The following is a 13396-nucleotide window of genomic DNA, read 5'->3' as shown; positions in this document are numbered from 1 at the left end:
TGGAATGAAAAAGGGCTTCGATTGAAGCCCTTTTTTGTTTAAGAGTCGAACTTTGCAATATCAACCTCAGTAGCACCTTCGTTACACTCACCTCTAATACTGCCTCGGTCATACTGAATAGAGCGGCTGATCTCTATATAACCTTCGCGGCAGTAGCCAGTCATTTCGATTGTCCGGCTAAGGCCATGCTCTATTTTTTGTGTCCAAGCGGTTAGATCTGGCCCTTGATAACGTTTCCTTGAACGTTTTTTTTGTTGTGCTCGCTGCTCATGGGGAAGTGCCTGCTGAGCATTGCTGTCTATCACTAGCTTGGCGCGGTAGGTAAATAGTTTAAGGCCATTGCTTTTTATATCGGTTCTAAATGAGTCGGTAAGCTGGCCTGCAAACTCTTCTGGCTCGAGTTCAGGCCTACCGCTACAGGCAGAGAGTAGTAAAATAAGCAAAAGAGAGATTTTTTTCATTATTATTTTTATGTTAAAAATTGGTTTCTAATTGCCAGCATAACGTATATTGAAGCAAGTTAGCAGAGCTTTAAAATGTTTTACATTTGGTTGTCTGAATAGGGAGTGTGTAGGTGATGCAATTTTTACAACAACTCGTCGATACTATCAGCCTAAACTCTAGCCTTGCAGGACTTATTGCAACTGTACTACTGGTATTTTGGTACTGGCTCATTTGGCCGCAAGAGCAGTTCTCTGAGCTCCTAGCATCAGGCAAAAAACAATCTCGGGTATTTATTGCCACATTTATAATTAACGCTCTTTGGTTAATCAATGCAAGTGTCACAGCCCAAATTCATGTGCATTTCCTAGGTCTGGTAGTGTTAATGCTTATGTTTGGTTGGCGTATGGCCAGTGTTATCGCATTATTGCCTGTGCTGTTCTTTGCAATATTTGTGTTAAAGCAGCCTTTAGATTTTGCTCTTTATGCTCTTTTTGCCGTATGCGTTCCGCTATTTGTTTGCTTTATCTTCTATAGTCAATGCTTTAAATTCCTGCCTCATCATCTGTTTATCTATATTTTCTTTGGCGCTTTTATTAATGCCTTTTTATCTATGTTGGTTCACATTATTAGCTGGGCATTATGGCTCAATTTGAGTACAGATTATGATTGGTTATATCTTGCGGATAACTATCTAATACTCATTCCTTTATTGGGATTTCCAGAGGCGTTACTTAACGGAATGGCAATAACCATACTGGTGGTTTATCGCCCCGAATGGCTTTATGACTATTCCGATAGAACTTACCTTTGGAAGCAGTAACTGGCTTCTCGTTAGGTATCAGCGAAGGCCATTACTATTCAGTGAAAGCTGCCCAAGTTCGCTATAAAGAGGAAAGCTAATATTCAGCTTCTCGATTGTGGGTAACGAGTACAGTTATCATTCAGTGAAAGCCATTTAAGTTGGCTGTCGGTGTGAATATGATACGTTGGCTGTACTGTATTTGGCTCATCAAGCGACACGATTGATAGGGTAATGTAGTTCGGATAACGAGTATCTCTAAAACTAATCTGTGAGCCACATTGATGACAAAAACCACGCCGTACAAATTCTGAAGAGTGGTATTCAGTCATTGCTCCCGTTAACCAGCTGATCTCATCGATGTTAAAATCCATCCAAGCGCCAAGCACAGAACCGGTGCTTTTTTGGCATTGACGACAGTGGCAATAATCTGCCGCAAAAGGGCTAGCGGTTAACTGGTACCTGATTGCGCCGCATAAGCAGCCGCCTTGCTGTGTAATAGTCTTTGTCATAAGCGAACCTTTAGGTGAACTGCTAACAGCCTATCGACTCTATTGGCAGAAGTCACTTTATGGCGGTGGTTTTATTTCGCTTAAGTTTGAAGGAGCAAAGTGCAAACAGAATGTTAATCTCTCCCTAGCGCATTTAAATGATAATGTATTTAGGTCAGTAGCTTATAACTCTATGACTTCTGTCACAGATGTGGATAAAAGTGTTAATCGCTTGTTGTGATTTTTAACAGTTTTGGCAGACTGGAACAGTAGCCCCAAAGGAGTGTGTATGGCTTCAATTATTCAGTTGTTAAAAGCAATGTTAAATAGCTTTAAAGATCTAATCCCTATTATTTTAGTGGTTAGCTTTTTTGAAATATTTGTCTTGCATCAAGCCCCAGATAATCTTTTTTCTATCCTTATTGGCCTTATTTTCATTGTGGTAGGCCTTACTTTCTTTGTGTTTGGTTTGGAGATGGGATTGTTCCCCATTGGCGAATCTCTCGCACAGGCATTAGCAAGAAAAGGTAGTGTCTTTTGGCTAGTCATTTTCTCGTTTTCATTAGGTTTTGGCACCACGCTGGCAGAACCAGCGTTAACCGCGGTCGCCAATGAAGCTGCTGAAGTTGCCGCTGACGCTGGGGCAATCGTTAACAGTGAAGCCGCCATGGACAGTTATGCGATGGGGCTAAGGTTAACCGTCGCTTTGTCTGTTGGTCTGGCCATATTGCTCGGTGTGGTCAGAATTTTAAAAGGCTGGCCTATCCATTACATTATCATTGGCGGCTACATTTTGGTGATGGTGCTGACCTCATTTGCACCAGAGAATATCATCGGTATTGCCTATGACTCTGGTGGCGTGACCACATCCACCATTACTGTACCTTTAGTCACGGCATTAGGCGTAGGTTTAGCCAGCGTGATTAAAGGCAGAAACCCAATGTTAGACGGCTTTGGTTTAATCGCATTCGCGAGTTTGATGCCGATGATCTTTGTGCTTATTTACGGAATGGTGGTGCTGTAATGGAGATGCTAAGCAAAGTACTAGAAACCTTGATGCTGACAGCGCGAGATGTGATCCCTATTGCGGCGATTTTATTTGGTTTTCAACTCGGGGTATTAAAAAGACCGGTCGCTAATTGGCGTCGAGTTGCTGCCGGTTTTATCTATGTCATCTTGGGGCTAAGCTTCTTTTTGGTTGGGCTTGAGTTGGCACTGTTTCCGATTGGCGAAGCGATGGCGGAGCAACTGACTTCCCCGGCGTTTATCCATGCTGATGACCCGTCAATCACGGTTAATGCATGGCAAGATTACTATTGGGTATATATCTTTGCTGCGGCAATTGGATTTAGCACCACGATAGCTGAACCCTCTCTCATTGCTGTGGCGATTAAGGCCAATGAAGTTTCCGGTGGCAGTATTGGCATTCAAGGATTGCGGATCTCGGTAGCGATTGGGGTTGCTTTTGGGATTTCACTCGGTTGCTTTCGTATTGTGGTAGGCGATCCGATCCATTACTACATTATGGCTGGCTATGTGATTGTGGTTATTCAGACGTTTTACGCCCCCAAAATGATTGTGCCCTTAGCTTATGACTCTGGCGGGGTAACAACCTCGACTGTGACTGTGCCATTAGTTGCGGCGTTAGGCTTGGGCCTTGCCACCAATGTTGATGGCCGTAACCCCTTGATTGATGGTTTTGGCTTGATAGCTTTTGCAAGCTTATTTCCAATGATCACTGTGATGGGTTATGCCCAACTGGTCGAATTTAAAAATAGAACTCAAAAGGAGCGGAATAATGCGCTTTAAACTCATAATTGTCTTTATAGATGATGCATGCACAGACTCGATCCTCGATGCTGCTCGAAGCAAGGGTGCAACGGGTGCAACGGTTATTAACCATGCACGCGGTCAGGGGCTGAAAAAACAGAAGACCTTTATGGGTCTATCGCTTGATATTCAACGTGATGTCGTACTATTACTGGTTGAAGAGCACCTAAGCCGCGCTATTTTGGAAACCGTTAGTGAAGTGGGTGAATTTGATAGTGATTCAGGAAAGGGGATCGCCATTCAAATTGATGTTGAAGATGCCGTTGGTGTTGCGCATCAAGTCCAACAGTTGAGCCATGATATAGAGGATCAGATATGAGCAAGCAAAATCCAGTCAGAAATCATGATGTAATGTGTCAAGAATACGCCATGGTAGATGGGCTTCAAACGGTTGCAGAGGCAATAGAGCAAGCGGTATCGCATAAGGTCAATGTATTGTTCGTTAACAAACGTCATGACGATGATGAGTACGGCATGGTGCTCATGAGTGATATAGCGAAAAAAGTACTGGCAAAAGATAAAGCGCCAGAACGAGTCAATATCTATGAGATTATGGTAAAGCCTGTTCTGTCAGTCGATGGCAATATGGATGTGAGGTATTGCGCCCGTTTGTTTGATCGCTTCGGTATCACTAAGGCGCCTGTGGTTGAGCAAGGGAAAATAGTGGGGTTAGTCAGCTATCACGATATTGTGCTTAAGGGCATGATTAACAAAGCAGACTAGAAGAATGCACAGAGCACAGTCCGCTGTGCTTTGTGTTGCGTTTCATTGAAAATGAGTAAAAAACTGCCGATAACGTTCCCATGCTTGCACCTCTATTCAATTAATGACATTTCTCGTTAAAATACTTATCGTTAAGCAATAGTTTAGTGCTTTATCACTTTTAGAATATGCCGTCCGTTAATGGGGCATTACACTCATATGGACGATGTTGACTGTGCCAGCCTTATTCATCCCCCAAGAATTTGAAGTACCGATAACGTTTGATTGTCAGTACTTTCATTTTTGCATGCTCGAAGATACGATTTCAGCTTTAGATTACGAAGCCGTAATGTCCAGCCACGTGAGACTGCAAGGTATGTTTGGCTCGCAATATATGTGGCCTAAAAGTGATATGACGCTGGATGAAAATACTGAAAGTTTACGTATTCATAAACAAGAGTTTGAATCACGCGTTGCATTTGCTTACTCAGTATTTAACAGTGCAAAAAATAGGTGTTTAGGCTCCATTTATATCGATCCAAGTCAATTACCTCAATATGATTGTGTTGTATATTTCTGGATCAGAGACGATAGTCTTGAGCTGGAATCAACACTGTACCAAGCCGTTTTAAACTGGCTCCAAAAACAGTGGCCTTTTTCGAAAATTGTATTCCCTGGTCGGTCACTTTCTTTGGAAACATGGGAAAAGAGCTCATCTCTGCAAATAATTTAAATCGAAAAGTGCCTTATGGATCCTGATTATAAGCAATGTACGCTAGCTGAATTATATGATGTTGAAGAAAATATCAATAAGCAGCGTTATCCGCAGCGATATAATGCGTTAATGCAGGAGATAGCGTACAGAAAGCAAAACCCTGACGCCGAACCTAAGCCAGAACCTATTAATGACAATGAAGAGAGCCAGGTTGAATGGATGATTATGTTTCTATTCTTTATGGTTATTGTTTATTCATCATTTGTGCTAATTGATGCTTACTCGACGGGAGTGATTCGCGGTAAACACAGCCATATCTACCATATCGATACGAGCCCGCAAGACTACTATAGGACTCTCTCCATCTATGCGCTTGGGGCTGTTGGAGCTTTCCTTATTATTGTTAAGCTACTTATCAAAAAGTTGTTTAACAAGTAGTTACTATTTATTAGAGAGTATTCAAGCTGTTGAGGTTTAGTGACTTTTGTTTGCGGTGACAGCTTTTGTACATGAAAAGAGTGCAGAGTTACTGTCAGCTTTTTTAGATTTTTGAATAGACAGTTAGATTCTTGACTCCAACTATAGAGCGTTATTATGAAAAATAAACATTGGTCTAAATATCAATTGCTAAATGAAGTGGTTAGCAATAAAAATATTACCATCAAGGGCAGTTACAGTTACTACAGCGATTGCTGGGATAATGGCTTCGAGAATTAAGTGGTACGTTATCTACATGGCGATGAAGTGAGCCGTCAGCGGGAGCCTCGATGGCATATCGACAAGCTATCAATCGGTAATTATGTGTGTATAGGCGCTGAAGTCATCATCTTAATGGGAGGCAACCATACCCATAGAGCTGACTGGTTCTGCCTTTATCCCTTTATGGATTTTATTGATGAGGCTTATGTGAGTAAGGGGGATACTCATATCCATGATGGCTGCTGGCTCGGTATGCGAGCGATGATAATGCCAGGAGTGACAATCGGTGAAGGGGCTATTATTGCTGCAAACAGTGTGGTGACAAAAGATGTTGCCCCCTACAGTGTGGTTGCAGGCAGCCCGGCAAAGTTAGTTAAGTATCGTTTTGAGGAGAGTACCATTTCTGAGCTGTTAGCTTTGAAGATCTATGATTGGACAGAGGATAAGTTTAATGCGCTAAAGCGCTATCTCTGTAGTTCAGATCTCTCGGAGTTAAAAAGTGCAGTGCAAGTTTATGATGGAGCTGAAGCAATGACTTAAGACTTACTACAGTGAAGTAAGAGTTATAATGCTAAAAAAGGTAGCTCATAGGCTACCTTTTTTGTGGGACTGACTTAATGCTTTACGTTTAAGCAAACTTCTTATCTAAGAAACCGATGATTTCAGATGATTCATACATCCAAGTCGCTTGACCTGCATCTTCAATTTTTAAACAAGGAACTTGTAGCTTACCACCTTCAGTTAGAAGGGTATTTTTATGGGGTTCTTGCTTTGCATCAAGAGTCACAATGTTGAGCCCTTGGCGACGTAATGAGCGGCGTACCTTTACACAAAACGGACAAGCTTTGTATTCATAGATGGTCATATTTTTAGTGGCATCATCTATCTTCTGCTGTTCAGCGATAGGACGCTTTAGCTTTTTTGGCGCAAAAATAAAGTTTAAAAACAAAATGATCCGACCTAGTACCCAACGAATAACAAACATTTACTACCCTTAATGTATTTTGATTCGCGAAGATTTTACCCTATGCATTGCGGCGTTAACAGCTTTGATTAGAAATCGTTTACTTAGCGGGATTTTTATACAGAGTTGGAGTGCCGTAGAGTAACAACTCTTTACCCATTTGCAGCACAGCGTCATTGTCTGAACACAAATAGCAGGGGCTTTTTAGCTCACTTAGTTGTTGCTTAAAATGAATTTGATTTAACTGCTCATCTGTAACATGGGGCACAAATTGAAAATTGACTAAGCTGATGGCACTCAGTGCAGCCTCTTCATCTGTTATCACATCGCCGCAAAGTGTGGCACTGGCTATGGATGGGGTTAACAGCATGGCGCCAGCACTGACACCAACGATAGCACCACCATCTTTAACAAAAGACTTTAATACTGTGTTGAGTTCTCGTTGTTTTACTGAACGTAAAAATCGCTGGGTATCTCCACCGGATAAGTGAATAACATCACAGTTTAATAGCGCATTAAGCGCCTCATGGTTAAAGCCTGATTCAAGCTCTAAATAGACACTCATCTGTGCATTAAGAGACTGATAAAGCCGCTGTGTTTGAGTAAAGTACTCACGATTAGGATCCGGTTGAGAGGCGATGTAACCGACGTTTGGCTTTTCTTTGGCAACCGCGCTCAACAAAGCGCTGATAGCACGCATTGCATTAGGTGTTGTGGGTTGGCTTATCAAAGCTAAATTCATCGTTATTCCTTTAAAAGTATTGTCCTTAGCGTTAAATAATACCTTTGAGAACCAAGCAAATAAACAGTAGTGTACTGAAAATTATGATTATTTTTGACCAACTCTTTTCGTAACACATATAGGTATTAATATAAAAAGGCACCTTACTAGGTGCCTTAGGTGTACGACTCAATCAGCAGTTACTCGTTGGCGAACATGGGTATTAGCTTGTTGCAAACGGTATTAATTGGCGGTCAACGTCAGTAACGCCTGACTGGCGCCAGTGTTTAAGTTAACTCGACTATCGAGTAAAAATACTCTTTCTGGTGCGACAGTCTTACTGTCGGCTAAGAAAGTCTTAACTGCACTTGCCCGTTGCTGAGCGAGGTCTCCAAGCGCATCATCAGAGATCCGCTGCGCGCTTAGGCTGAAATTATACAATGCAATATGCCAGCGAGTCGTCAGCTGTTCATCTGTTAGCGCATTATCACCTTGGTGCTCTGCTTCAATAGCAGTTTTAACATCAACTGCAGGGCTGGCGAGTTCAGTTTCATACAGTAACTTTAACGCATCCGATAGCGCACCTGTTGTTGGGTATGTGCTGGCACTTAAATCGGTTGGCAGTTGCTCTATTTCAAGTTGAGCAAGCTGCGCTAATTTCTGAGCGAGTTGCACTTCAGATAAGGCGCGGTTGTCGTCGGCAACATTGACCGCACCCTCAACATTGAGTTTAAGCATAGGTCGATCAGCTAAGCCTTTGGCTAATTGGCTTAAAGTCTCTTTAGCTTGGTCATTTAACTCACCACTGCCAGCGTCGAAGTTGACTTTATCGAGTTCATCGTCGTCTGCGCCTAACAAACCTGCCAATAGCGAGAACGGTGCTGTTACCGCTTTGGTGATAACATTGGTAAAGGCGGTCATCACAATACTACCAAAGCTAAAGCTAGGTTCATCTAAGTCGCCTGAAACCTGCAGACCTAAATCAATCACTCCATGGCGGTCTTGTAATAGGGCAATTGCTAACGTCACTGGCAATGTGGTGGCTAAGCTGCTGTCACTGGGTTTACCTAGTTCGAGTTGATCAACCACTAAATGGTTATCACCGACCAATTGATTGTTCTCAAGACGGTAGTTTAAATCTAGCGATAATTGACCTTTATCGATGTAATAACCCGCGTAAGTTCCTGAATACGGGTTTACAGAGGTGAGTTCGACATGCTTAAAACCAAGGGCCAAGTCTAAAAATGGCTGCTCCAGTAGGGGGTTGATATCACCTTTTAGCGTCACTGGTGCGTAACGATCGATTTTGCCCTTTATGTCTACTGATGCCGCTTGTTGACTCGAAGAGGATAGTTTAGTGACTTGACCATTAAGCTGCTCAATACTGGCTGCAAAGTTAGGGGTTAATGAATTATCGGCGAAGAAGGTCGAACCATCGTTAATGCTGATTTTATTAATACTAATAGCCATTGCTGTGGTGCCTGCTTGCTCTGTTTTGTGCGTGTTTGGCTTGACGACTTTTACGCTAGTGGCAGCGTGTGCCTTTCCCTCAGCCGATTGGCTTAACTCAGTGGTTGTAGGGGTTACCATCAGCTCGCTAAAGTTGGTGCTTTTATCTTCAGCTATAATGATACGCCCGTAAGGCTGCTCTAGCATTATGTGGTCTATTTCAACGCTATTGGCCGCGTTATCGAAACCAATGGCATTAATATCGACATTTTTCCATTTTAGCAATGTCTTCTTTTTCACTGTGTCTTTTACAAGCAGGTCGCTAATATTTAACGCACCATTAAAGCTAAGTTGATCTGCCTCGTTGTTGAGTTTTAAGCTGCCTTTAGTGGACAGCAATCCCTGCTTTAAGTCGATATTGATGTATGGACTAAGGTAATCTTGAAATTGGCTTAAACCGAGATTTGATAACTGCAATTGGCTCAACACATTTTGCTGTTTAATATCAATGCTGCCATCTGCGGATAAGCTGCCTTGCTGATTGATATTAAGCGACAGTTGGTAATCGATGGGGCTGGATAGGTCGGCATTGATTTTATCTGTGTGTAATTTAAGGTCACTTATCTGCCAAAGAGTCCCTTGGGTGAGAATTTTTTCAGTTAGGTTCACTTGGTAGTTTTCGATGTCGATAGCATTTAATACCGCGGTCCAAGGTAAGCTTTGTGTCTCCTTATCTGCTTTATCAATAACGTCGTTTTGTTGTTGCTTAGTTTCGGGAGTGGCCGCCAACTTTGGCCCAAATAGCTTTTCGAGGTTACTGCCTTTTTGATTGAGGGTAGTGTTGACAACTAAGCCCTGAGATCGAATTCTAGAAGCGCTAACGGATTGCTGATGCAGATCAAACTCTATCCCTTCAATAGCAAAGATAGGTAAGCTGGCAACCGTTGCCTTGTCATCTATCAGCGTAAGGTCTTCGAACTTGATTAAGCCTTCATTGCTGGTGACTTGGAAATAGTCACTCTTCTCTTCTAGGCGGTACTGACTGTCGACACTTAACCTACCAGAGCCTAAATTAGCAATAAATTGCTTATCAACAAAAGACCAAAACTGTGGCAATTGAATATCGGTCAATTGAATATCACCCACAATAGAAAGTGGTTCGAGTTGCACAATACCTTGAGTCGCAATCTCTCCACCATTATTACCCACAAGATGGATAGCATAGTGGTTGCTTTGTACGCCCTGTCTGCTTTGCATCGACACAGATAATGCATTTTGTGAGTCAAATGACTTAATGTTCAGGTTTACTTGGGGGTAGCGTAACTTGCCTTCGGTGATGTTATCGATAAAGCTAAGATCTGCATCAACAATCGCCAAATTCTCAACCATAAAGTGAGGCAGGCCTGTTGCAGTCTCAGGTGTTTCCTCTGCTGGGCCGCTGTTTTTTGCCAGAGTGTCTAATATATCGCTAAAATTGAAAGTTAATGAGTCTTCGGTTTTGAGTCTCTCAACATTCAGTGTAGGGTTCAACAATGTCACATCAGCAATACTAAAAGCGGTATTAAAAATAGAGTGCCAAAAGCGGTATTCAAAAGTAAGTTGTTCAAATCCAACAAATTCGTCGCTGTTTAGGGTAGTCTTACTTTCCTGAATTTGAAATTGCTCAATAGCCACTTCTAAAGTAAAGGGGTTGATTCGAACATCGTTCAAGATCACAGGGCGTTGCAACATACTCGACAGCTGTTGTGGCACTTGTTTCACTGCAATGAAGGGAATTAGCAACCCTAAGATTGCGGTAAACACAAGGTACAGTGCAGCAGCGAACGAGAGTAGACGCAGGTAGCGAGGTAGTTGGCGAAATTTATCTCTAAATCCAACAAGTGATTTGGGGACGATAGTCATACAGACCTTACTTTTTCTTTAATGAATGAGTACCTCATTTTTGCTAGCCCGTAACCCAAGGAGTAGAAACCTTTGGCGGTTACAAAAGCGTTACAAAGCAAAAATAGACTCCTATAATTTTAGCTACATTATTATAGAAATGCGCTTGAGATCATATTATTTTTTGTTATTAATTGAGAAACAACGTTAGCCCATGACAACTTTCTTTTTAGATGGCCAAGCTTTTGATTCCGATGAAAATGAATCGGTACTTGAGACCCTTATTCGCAGTGGCAATTCACTCAACTACTCCTGCAAGAAAGGAGCTTGTAAAACGTGTTTGCTACAACATGTTGGTGGGGATCTGTCCACGGGTTCTCAGCGAGGCTTAAGTGCTCGCCTCAAGGCGAACCATTATCTGTGCGCATGCCAGTGTATCCCTGCTGAAGGGCTTAAACTGAAAACGGTGCTTGAGCAAGACCTGTTTGTATCTGCCCAATTAGTTGAACAGGTATTCATGACGGATAACATGATGAAAGTCGTGGTGAAGGTTTCTGAAAACCTCAATTGCCTAGTAGGGCAATATATTAACCTTAGACGCCATGACGGTCTGACGCGTAGTTATGCCATCGCTAAAGTCGACGGCAATGTCATTGAGCTGCATGTTACTCGAAAGTACAATGGCCAGTTTAGTGGTTGGTTATTTAATACTGCCAGCAATGGTGAACAACTGCTTATTCAAGGGCCCTTAGGGCAATGTGTTTATAAGGCCGAGTATCAACAAGATAAGCTGATTTTGATTGGTCATGGAGCAGGTATTGGCGCTGCGTTGGGAATTGTTGAGCAGGCGTTAGCTATGTCACATCAAGCCGAGATATACCTCTATCATGGTGCCCGAACAGTTGAAGAACTATATCTGCAAAAGCGATGTTTATCGTTAATGTTAGCTCATAAAAATGTCCATTATCGGGCTTGTATTACCGCTGCAGCTCAAATTGATTTAACGGGTTTACGTTGCCAACAAATCCAACCCTTTGAGCTTGCTGCGAGTGAGCATCCAGTCACTCGGCATAATAGAGTGTTTCTTTGTGGTGAACCAGAAGCCGTTGTTAAAGCTCAGCAACAAGCGTTTTTGGATGGTTTTGAGTATGCAAAAATTCATGTATTGCCATTTGAATATAAAGATCTTCGTTCAGTAAAACGCGGTTAACATCCCCTTAAAGGGCAAGGTAACTAATTGCTGCGATAATTGCTCCTTGAGGATCTTTTAGCCAGCAAAAGCGACCGATACCTGCGATATCTTCAGGCCCAAATAGAATGGTTGCACCTAGCTCATGAGCCTTTTCGGCAATAGCATCAACGTTTTCTACCGTGATGTATCCAGTCCAATTACTGGGCATGGCTGGCGCTGGGCTTTGTGCGATACCACCGATATCAATGCCGTCGTTAATAATAATATGGTAGGGCGCGTGGGCTACAACAATGGTTTTAAATTTCCAGCCAAACACTTGGCTGTAAAAGGCCATGGCTTCTTTACTACTGCTAGCTGTTAACTCATGCCAGCTTAATGAGCCTGAATTGACAGAGGTGGGTTTCATTGGGTTTTCTTGCTAGGAACTGCTCAAACAAATGTAGCTTCTAACCTAGCCTTAAGAGCTAATATTGCACAGTTTTGGCTCTCTAAAATGTCTTACATAGTCTAAAGTGTTGAAGTCAATCGGCATATTTGAGGTGCTGTGAATGAATTGTTTAGCGATTAAATTGATAAAGAGATCTAGGTAGCTAATGGTATTTTCCCATTGTTATCCCTGTGGCAGATTTGGTCGTAATAGCATAATTCTATTGCCTAGTGAGTTTGCCTGGAGGTAACATAGCCCGTTTTCGATCATGCTTACGGGGAATTAGCTTGAATAAAAGTGTTGTTACCAATTTGATTGCTGCACTCGCAGTATTAGCCGGCTACTTATTAGCGCAGCCAGTTCTTCTAACTGTTGGTTTGTTCGCACTTTCAGGTGCGGTCACTAACTGGCTAGCTATTCATATGCTGTTTGAAAAAATCCCAGGCCTCTACGGTTCTGGTGTAGTGCCATCTCGCTTTGAAGAATTTAAAGAAGGGATTGCTCATCTGATGATGAAGCAGTTTTTTACTGAAGAAAATATTGAGCGATTTCTATCGCAGCAGGGGAATGCTGAGCAGCATATCGACCTGCAACCTGTGATTGAGAAGTTAGATCTGTCTCCTGCATTTGACGCGTTAGTCAGCACTGTTTCACAGTCCTCACTCGGTGGCATGTTATCGATGTTTGGCGGTACCGATGCGATTGAACCGTTGCGCGAGCCGTTTATGGAAAAAATGAAAACATCGCTTAGCGATATCTCTCAATCAGATCAATTTTATGAGTTACTTAAAGCTGAGCTGGAACAGAGCAATGTTATCGATGATATGCGAGTGAAAATAGAGGATATTGTCAACCAACGTTTAAATGAATTAACACCACAATTGGTCAAAGAGATAGTGCAGGACATGATCAAGAAACACTTAGGTTGGTTAGTGGTGTGGGGTGGTATTTTTGGTGGCTTAATTGGTTTAGTCGCGGCGCTGGTTCAAGGCTAATGGTTGTACTGGTTATAACTTTTAAAGGGAGCTAAGGCTCTAATGCCGATCATTTAGTATGAAAATGCTCGGTTGACCGATCTACTC

15 protein-coding genes and 1 pseudogene are annotated in these 13396 nt (G+C 42.3%); 10 read left to right on the top strand and 6 right to left on the bottom strand.

Features of this window, described 5'->3' with window-relative positions:
* Window positions 1-38: 38 nt before the first annotated feature.
* The gene (locus AB4238_RS15560; RefSeq protein ID WP_372034250.1) at window positions 39-461 is read right to left on the bottom strand and encodes a hypothetical protein; all 423 of its coding nucleotides are present in this window, start codon (window positions 459-461) and stop codon (window positions 39-41) included.
* Between the two features lie 113 nt (window positions 462-574).
* Between AB4238_RS15560 and AB4238_RS15555 the strand changes: the two genes are divergently transcribed.
* Window positions 575-1264 carry an energy-coupling factor ABC transporter permease gene (locus AB4238_RS15555; RefSeq protein ID WP_372034249.1) on the top strand — a complete coding sequence of 230 codons (690 nt, stop codon included), beginning with the start codon at window positions 575-577 and terminating at the stop codon, window positions 1262-1264.
* 83 nt (window positions 1265-1347) lie between these two features.
* Here AB4238_RS15555 and AB4238_RS15550 read toward each other — a convergent pair whose 3' ends face one another.
* Window positions 1348-1755, bottom strand: a complete 408-nt coding sequence (locus tag AB4238_RS15550) for a GFA family protein (protein ID WP_372034248.1) — start codon at window positions 1753-1755, stop codon at window positions 1348-1350.
* Between the two features lie 268 nt (window positions 1756-2023).
* Here AB4238_RS15550 and AB4238_RS15545 point away from each other — a divergent pair, with 268 nt between their 5' ends.
* The 7 genes and pseudogenes from AB4238_RS15545 to AB4238_RS15515 all read left to right on the top strand — a co-directional run bounded on the left by AB4238_RS15545 (window position 2024) and on the right by AB4238_RS15515 (window position 6220).
* Window positions 2024-2758, top strand: a complete 735-nt coding sequence (locus tag AB4238_RS15545; RefSeq protein ID WP_372034247.1) for a DUF1538 family protein — start codon at window positions 2024-2026, stop codon at window positions 2756-2758.
* Complete coding sequence (locus tag AB4238_RS15540) at window positions 2758-3543, top strand: DUF1538 domain-containing protein (RefSeq protein ID WP_372034246.1); 786 nt, start codon at window positions 2758-2760, stop codon at window positions 3541-3543. Before AB4238_RS15545 ends, AB4238_RS15540 begins: the two co-directional genes overlap by 1 nt.
* Window positions 3533-3883: a P-II family nitrogen regulator gene (locus AB4238_RS15535; RefSeq protein ID WP_372034245.1), complete on the top strand. Its 351-nt coding sequence runs from the start codon at window positions 3533-3535 to the stop codon at window positions 3881-3883. Before AB4238_RS15540 ends, AB4238_RS15535 begins: the two co-directional genes overlap by 11 nt.
* A complete protein-coding gene (locus AB4238_RS15530; protein WP_220736246.1) occupies window positions 3880-4287 on the top strand; it encodes a CBS domain-containing protein in 408 nt (135 codons plus the stop codon). Before AB4238_RS15535 ends, AB4238_RS15530 begins: the two co-directional genes overlap by 4 nt.
* 214 nt (window positions 4288-4501) lie before the next feature.
* On the top strand, window positions 4502-4999 hold the full coding sequence (locus AB4238_RS15525; protein WP_372034244.1) for a hypothetical protein: 498 nt from the start codon (window positions 4502-4504) through the stop codon (window positions 4997-4999).
* Window positions 5000-5014: 15 nt separating this feature from the next.
* Window positions 5015-5419, top strand: a complete 405-nt coding sequence (locus AB4238_RS15520) for a hypothetical protein (RefSeq protein WP_372034243.1) — start codon at window positions 5015-5017, stop codon at window positions 5417-5419.
* 156 nt (window positions 5420-5575) lie between these two features.
* Window positions 5576-6220 (top strand): annotated as a pseudogene (locus AB4238_RS15515) (CatB-related O-acetyltransferase).
* Window positions 6221-6308: 88 nt separating this feature from the next.
* On the opposite strand, the gene AB4238_RS15510 reads toward AB4238_RS15515, so the two are convergent.
* From AB4238_RS15510 to AB4238_RS15500, 3 genes are all read right to left on the bottom strand, one after another.
* Window positions 6309-6665 (bottom strand): glutathione S-transferase N-terminal domain-containing protein, encoded by a 357-nt coding sequence (locus AB4238_RS15510; protein ID WP_248975318.1) that lies wholly within the window; start codon window positions 6663-6665, stop codon window positions 6309-6311.
* Between the two features lie 79 nt (window positions 6666-6744).
* On the bottom strand, window positions 6745-7386 hold the full coding sequence (locus AB4238_RS15505; RefSeq protein WP_372034242.1) for a Type 1 glutamine amidotransferase-like domain-containing protein: 642 nt from the start codon (window positions 7384-7386) through the stop codon (window positions 6745-6747).
* A gap of 222 nt (window positions 7387-7608) precedes the next feature.
* Window positions 7609-10716, bottom strand: coding sequence for a DUF748 domain-containing protein (locus AB4238_RS15500; RefSeq protein ID WP_372034241.1), 3108 nt, complete (start codon window positions 10714-10716; stop codon window positions 7609-7611).
* Between the two features lie 193 nt (window positions 10717-10909).
* Between AB4238_RS15500 and AB4238_RS15495 the strand changes: the two genes are divergently transcribed.
* Entirely contained in the window at window positions 10910-11905 is a 996-nt protein-coding gene (locus tag AB4238_RS15495) for a 2Fe-2S iron-sulfur cluster-binding protein (protein ID WP_372034240.1), read from the top strand.
* Between the two features lie 7 nt (window positions 11906-11912).
* Here the strand turns inward: AB4238_RS15495 and AB4238_RS15490 are convergent, their stop codons facing one another.
* Window positions 11913-12293 (bottom strand): VOC family protein, encoded by a 381-nt coding sequence (locus tag AB4238_RS15490; protein ID WP_372034239.1) that lies wholly within the window; start codon window positions 12291-12293, stop codon window positions 11913-11915.
* 308 nt (window positions 12294-12601) lie between these two features.
* Between AB4238_RS15490 and AB4238_RS15485 the strand changes: the two genes are divergently transcribed.
* Window positions 12602-13309, top strand: coding sequence for a DUF445 domain-containing protein (locus AB4238_RS15485; RefSeq protein WP_372034238.1), 708 nt, complete (start codon window positions 12602-12604; stop codon window positions 13307-13309).
* Window positions 13310-13396: the final 87 nt, after the last annotated feature.

The organism is Shewanella sp. 10N.286.45.A1, assembly GCF_041470405.1.
Taxonomy (GTDB): domain Bacteria; phylum Pseudomonadota; class Gammaproteobacteria; order Enterobacterales; family Shewanellaceae; genus Shewanella.
The sequence above is the reverse complement of the archived record's forward strand: the minus strand, read 5'-3'. Positions and strand labels throughout refer to the sequence as shown.

Coding starts and splice junctions, on each gene's coding strand:
- AB4238_RS15545 (WP_372034247.1), top strand. CDS start 2,024: ATGGCTTCAATTATTCAGTTGTTAAAAGCAATGTTAAATAGCTTTAAA.
- AB4238_RS15550 (WP_372034248.1), bottom strand. CDS start 1,755: ATGACAAAGACTATTACACAGCAAGGCGGCTGCTTATGCGGCGCAATC.
- AB4238_RS15505 (WP_372034242.1), bottom strand. CDS start 7,386: ATGAATTTAGCTTTGATAAGCCAACCCACAACACCTAATGCAATGCGT.
- AB4238_RS15530 (WP_220736246.1), top strand. CDS start 3,880: ATGAGCAAGCAAAATCCAGTCAGAAATCATGATGTAATGTGTCAAGAA.
- AB4238_RS15490 (WP_372034239.1), bottom strand. CDS start 12,293: ATGAAACCCACCTCTGTCAATTCAGGCTCATTAAGCTGGCATGAGTTA.
- AB4238_RS15500 (WP_372034241.1), bottom strand. CDS start 10,716: ATGACTATCGTCCCCAAATCACTTGTTGGATTTAGAGATAAATTTCGC.
- AB4238_RS15560 (WP_372034250.1), bottom strand. CDS start 461: ATGAAAAAAATCTCTCTTTTGCTTATTTTACTACTCTCTGCCTGTAGC.
- AB4238_RS15520 (WP_372034243.1), top strand. CDS start 5,015: ATGGATCCTGATTATAAGCAATGTACGCTAGCTGAATTATATGATGTT.
- AB4238_RS15510 (WP_248975318.1), bottom strand. CDS start 6,665: ATGTTTGTTATTCGTTGGGTACTAGGTCGGATCATTTTGTTTTTAAAC.
- AB4238_RS15540 (WP_372034246.1), top strand. CDS start 2,758: ATGGAGATGCTAAGCAAAGTACTAGAAACCTTGATGCTGACAGCGCGA.
- AB4238_RS15535 (WP_372034245.1), top strand. CDS start 3,533: ATGCGCTTTAAACTCATAATTGTCTTTATAGATGATGCATGCACAGAC.
- AB4238_RS15495 (WP_372034240.1), top strand. CDS start 10,910: ATGACAACTTTCTTTTTAGATGGCCAAGCTTTTGATTCCGATGAAAAT.